The sequence below is a fragment of the Prevotella sp. genome, assembly GCF_036570325.1.
GTDB lineage: Bacteria > Bacteroidota > Bacteroidia > Bacteroidales > Bacteroidaceae > Prevotella.
The window spans coordinates 1-5,712 of the sequence record NZ_DATCYK010000128.1 but is presented as its reverse complement, the minus strand read 5'-3'; the positions used below and the strand labels follow the sequence as shown (position 1 = coordinate 5,712).

At 49.8% G+C, this 5,712-nt stretch carries 3 protein-coding genes; all 3 read right to left on the bottom strand.

Annotation, left to right across the window (positions count from 1 at the left end; all coding sequences use genetic code 11):
• Positions 1-57 precede the first annotated feature (57 nt).
• On the bottom strand, positions 58-2,133 hold the full coding sequence (locus tag VIR50_RS11595; RefSeq protein WP_331935272.1) for a GDSL-type esterase/lipase family protein: 2,076 nt from the start codon (positions 2,131-2,133) through the stop codon (positions 58-60).
• 73 nt (positions 2,134-2,206) lie between these two features.
• Entirely contained in the window at positions 2,207-3,838 is a 1,632-nt protein-coding gene (locus VIR50_RS11590; protein WP_331935271.1) for a RagB/SusD family nutrient uptake outer membrane protein, read from the bottom strand.
• Positions 3,839-3,890: 52 nt separating this feature from the next.
• A partial coding sequence (locus tag VIR50_RS11585; RefSeq protein WP_331935270.1) for a SusC/RagA family TonB-linked outer membrane protein occupies positions 3,891-5,712 on the bottom strand: 1,822 nt, incomplete at its 5' end.

Sequence of the window (5,712 nt, the reverse complement as noted above, 5' to 3'; positions counted from 1 at the left end):
AACTATTCGTAATAGCATTCATGATTATATATATAAGTATTATTTTCGTTAAAGTCCTCATAAGTTGATGTGTTGTTTAAAGGTGCTGCAGGGCAGGTTGGCCCCGTTTACGAGGTTGGCTCGGCTGAAAGGTTGCCATCCGTATCTAACGCTGACCGGCTTATCTACCTGCTGACTGCTGACGATAAGGGCGCTGCCATCTATCCGGGCGTGGGCTTTGTGGTAAATACCGTCGGCTCCTGCTATCTCAAAACCTATGATTTCATCGCCTTGAGCATGCAGTCCTTGGGCGTTTTTAAAGGTAAGTAGAAGCTCATGGGCGCCTTTCGAGGTAATCGAAGTGCAGACCGGGCCCTCTGAAAGGACGGCGTGGCCATAGCTGTGGTGGAGCGCTTGCAGGGCCAAACGTTCTCCTACGGGACGCTTGTTGGGGTAATGTACGTCTAAAGAGTCGCCCAAATCGGTCGTCACCACCATCCATGTATGTGGGTCTTGCGCCGCCAATAGCCGTTGAGAGTTACGGAATTGGGGCCAAGAAGGGCGGTTAAGGCTCGATAATTGTACGGTGTAGAAGGGCAGATTGGGTTGTTTGAAGAACGTGCGCCAGCTCTTTTGAAGAAGTTTAAAGAGCCTTTCGTGCAGCTCAATGTTGTGTGCGTTAGACTCGCCTTGGTACCAAGCGACGCCTTTAATGGCGTAACCGGCGAGGGGCAATATGCCTGCCTCGAACATGTAAGCGGGCTCGTAAGGGTGGCGTTGCAGCTTGGGAATAGCCGACTTGGCTATGTTATGCAAGGCTCTTTGGCGTGCCCAAGGCTGTCCGAAGTCGCTATGATACCAGTCTTTCAGCACCGTCGGGAAGTCCTCCTCTAAGGTTTGGCGGTCTATCCACGACTCTGTTGTCGTGCCACCCACGGCATTACAGATGATACCTACGGGCACTTGAAGGCTGTTGGCGAGCTTTTGACCGAAGTGATAGGCCACGGCGGAGAACCGTGAGGCCGCTTCGGCGTTGGCGGAGGTCCACTGTCCCTGCTTCAGATAGAGCAAGCGGTTGACCGAGTCGAGCGCTTCGGTGGTCCATTGGGTGTTGTTGGTGGGGTAGAGGGGCGGCATATTGAATAGGTGCAGATGGCGTTGCCGGCCTGCATTGGCTATGTCTTCACGAGCATGAGTGGTGACATGAAGGGGCAATTCCATGTTGGATTGACCCGAACAGAGCCATACTTCGCCTACGTAAATGTCCTTAATGGTGCGTCGGGTGGCCTTTGTGCTGATGTCGCAACGGTAAGGTCCGCCGGCTGTCATGGCCGGAAAAGCGACTTTCCACGTGCCATTGGCGGCTGTTTTCACCCGCTTCGTAGTACCGTTAAAGGTGATTTTAACGTTATCAAGCGCATTGGCCGTGCCTTGGAAAACCAATGGTTGCCCGGCCTGCATTACCATTCCATCGCCATAAAGTTGGTTCATGCGCAAGCCACCGTAGTCTCCCGAGAGGGCGGAATAGACGGTTTGCGCAAGAATTTTGGCTCCTTCGGCATTGGGATGGAGCGCATCGGGGAAGAGATCGGGACGATGACAGAGGGGTGAGAAGAGGTCGATGAGGCCTACGTTGAGGCTCGTCGCTATCGTTTGAATGTGCTGTTGAATGGCCCGGTGCCAATCTCTCGTGCCGCTATCGAAGCGTGGATGGCGGTCGAAGATGGGCGAGAGCAGGCATATCCACACCTTTGTCTTGGGGTTGACAGCCTTAAAGCTATTGATAAGAGCTTGATAATCAGCGTTAAACTCATCGTTATAATTGGGCCAATTGCGTGGGTCTGTGTCGTTCAAACCTAAGTGAATGACGACGAGGTCGGCCTTGAAAGCCAAGGCGTCTTTGTATTCCTGCTGCAAATGATAAGGCCTATGACCCCGGCGAAGCAGCGTAGTGCCGGAGTGGCCGAAGTTCTTTACATCGTAATTGGGGCCCAACAATTGCTGCAATACGGCAGGGTAGGCCTGCTTACCCCTATCGGGCAAACCATAGCCAAAGGTGACACTGTTACCTACACAGGCCACTTTGATTTTATCGGCAGCCATCACCACCGATATCATCATCGACAAAAACGATATAAGAACGAATTTTCTCATCTTGCTAATAACGGTCAAGTGGGAGGCAGGAAACCGCATGTTCCCGCCTCCCAATCGGCCTTAGATATTATTTTTAATTAAATTTCTGATAGCCGGGGTTCTGCTCTATCGACGTGTCATTGCTGTAAGTAGAAACAGAAATGGGCCACAAGGTCTTATAAGCCTCGCTTTCTTTCAATATAGGAGCTTTGGCAGCACCTACTATGAAAGGATAGTTAACGTCGGCATTAAACACGAGTGCCTTGCCCGACTGGTCCTTCATGCGCAGCAAAGCGTACCACCGCTTGCCCTCACAAACGAACTCTTTGTCAATCTCACCAAGGATATTAAGGGTGTTTTGATACTTGCTCTCGTTGTTGAAGTTATGGCTTGCGTCGCCGAAAGCACGCTCACGCACTTGATTGAGGTAAGGAGTGGGGTCATTGCCAAGGTCGTTTTGTACTTCAGCCATGAGCAACAAGGTCTCCGCATAGCGGAAGATGGGGCCGTCACAGTCGAAGGAGTGAGAGCCTTCAGCCGGATAATAAGTGCCCGAGAACTTCTTGAGAAGCACTCCGAAGTTACTTCCCGTCTTCTCGGCGTTGGCATTTGCGCAGATAGCAAGGAAGGTTGCGTCGCGTCGAGTGTCGTTTTCATCGAACGAACGCCACAGCGATTCCTTGTATTGGTGGCGCAAGAGACCGCCCGTAAGGGTGCGGTTGCCATAAGGTTCGTTACCAAGGACAATGGGTTTACCATCCAATGTGAACTTGTTTACGAATAAGTTTTGCTGTGCAACACAAGTGCTGACGAAAGGCATGTACACCTTATCGGTCTTATTAAACGGCACACAGAAGATCATTTCCTTAGTATTGGTTTTCTTATCGGTTTGGAATGTCTCCACGAATTTGGGCGTAAGCGCAAATACTTTGCTATTGATAACTTCCTCCAAGGCCTTCTTGGCCACTTCCAAATCGGCTTTACCCGTGGCTTGTTGGTCACCGGTGGTCACGTTGGCAGCCCACGTATAGATGTTGGCTTTCAGCATAAGCGTAGCGTATTTGCTCCATGTATATTTGCTGGTAAAGGCCGCGTTGCCATAGTCATTGAAGCGTTTCTCCGACTCGGTGATGTCCTTCTTGAGTAAATCCATGATCTCCGAAGCCTTTGCCCGTGGGCGTTTAAGCACCTCGGCCGATACTTGTCCTTGCAAGATAGCTACGTCAGTAACCAATGGAACGCCACCCCAAGCCGTGTAAAGCAAGTAATAATAGTAGGCGCGCATGCCGTAGGCTTGGGCCAAGTATAGGTTTTTGAGGTTGTCGGCAACGACGGTCGAGGAGCTTATTTCCTGAATACCGAGGTTGATACGGACTATCTGTGAATAGAGACCATTCCAATTACTCATGCCCGCTTTGTCAGCGTCTAAGTCTTGCTTGATAAGGCTCTGATGGTCTAACGACGCACCCGTGACAGATGTACCGGTGCCATCGTCACCATCGCCGATGAGCCCATTGCGCAATTCTCCCATGGTATGAATGCTTCCATAGGTGCTACGCAGGTAGTTATGAAGGCCGGTCATGTAGCCCGTGGCTTGTGTTTGGTCTTTCCAGAAGTTACCACTTCCGAAGTAATCTTCGGGCGAAAGGTCTAACGACTCGCAGCTTGTGAAAGCCGCAAGAAGACCTATGCTCAGGACGAAAGATAATATCTTATTCTTTTTCATTTGAATTTCGCTTTAAATGTAAGGTTTTTTGTCTGTTCTCTTTGTGAGTTTTTTAGAAGGTAACGTTCAAACCTAATACGATCATGCGTGGCAATGGGTAACCTCCATAAGTGTTTGATACCTCGGGAGAGTACATTGACGGAGCCTCGCAAAGGTAGCCAAGGTTCTGTCCGGTCACTGAAACGCGAACGGCGTCGATGTGGAGTGGCATGAGCAGAGTCTTGGGGAGATCGTACGAAAGGGTAATCTCACGGAAAGAGAGGTAGTCGCCTTTGTAGCAGAACATGGAGCTTAGACGGCTGTAGTTGCGTGCGTTGAGCTGGTCAGCCCATATATAAATAGGATATTTAGCGTTGGGATTGTCCTCTGACCATGTATCCTTCACGTTCTTAAGGGTGTTATATGACCCCTGCGCATTACCCATAATCCACGGTGTACGGTAGTCGTATTGAACGAAACCGAGACCAAAGTCGAGGCGGGTAGATAAGGTAAGACCCTTCCAAGAGGCAGAGAGATTGAAACCACCAATCCATTTCGGTGTGGTGTTACCTTGCTTCACGAGGTCGTAGTTATCGATCTTGCCATCGCCATTGACGTCTTTCCACTTCACGTCACCGGGTAAAACAGCCAATCCACCGCCGGCTTTTCCACCGTTCTTATAAGCGTCGGGGCCGTAGAGTTTCTTGTTGCTGCCGCCGTAATAGCCGTCGGTTGTAGATTGATCAATGAGGTTTCCGGGTATTTCGTCTTGGCTTTTGTAAATGCCTTCGGCCTCAAACAACCATAGATCACCGGGGCGTTCGCCTTCGGCATAGCCGCCTACCCACATCTTCTCTTCGCCGTTGCCGGTATATACTTGCTGGCCACCTTGACGGTTCTTGGCGTTTCCGTTGGCGGGCAGTTTGATGACTTTATTGGTATTATAGGCAAGATTGAGGCCCATATCTACACGCCAATCCTTGGTCTTGAGAGCATGGTAGTTAATCTCGAGCTCAATACCGGTGTTTTGGAAAGTACCGTTGTTAGAGGTAACGCTGGTCCATCCTGATGATGAGGGCACGGTAATGTTGGCATACTTATCGAAGGTACGACGGTTATACCATGTGAAGTTGGTTTGCAACTTGTTGTTAAGGAGCGACAAATCGAAGCCTAACTCAAACGTGCGCGATGTTTCCCAAGTAAGATAAGCATTGGGAATTTCGTTAAGATAGTAGCCTTGTCGGCCGTTATACGTAATCTGTGGGTAGTTGCCTTGTACGGTGTAATTGCCTACCCAGTTGCTGTTAACGTTGCCGTTTTGTCCCCATGAGGCACGGAGTTTACCGAAGTTGAGCCATGAGGCGGTGCCTTCCATGAAGTTTTCCTTGCTGAATACCCATCCGAGCGACAGTCCGGGGAAAGTTCCCCAGCGGTTTTCTTTGCTCAATTTTGATATACCATCGCGGCGAATCGTGAAGCTGGCGAGGTACTTGGAGTCGTAATCGTAGTTGATACGGGCAAAGTATGACTCGGTAATAAACTTGCTATGGCCGGAGTCGAGCACACGTGCGCCGGCGTCGGTGATGGTATATTGCAGGTCGAGGAAGTAATTGTTGTCGGGATTATAGCCTTCGCCTTTGAGCATATTGTACTTCTGATGGAAGTATTCCCAGCCGGCAAGAGCCGACAAGTTATGCAAACCGAAGCTCTTGGAGTAGTTCAAGAGAATGTTGTAAGTTTGCGTAAGCTGCTTTTGTGTCTTTGCGCTTGAGTTGTGACGAGTATTGTAAGAGTTCGGAGATTGCAGGTAAGTATAGAACATGTACTCATCAGAGTAGTACTCATAGAACCAATTTCCCTTGAAATCTATGTGCAAGTCCTTGATAGGAGTGAAC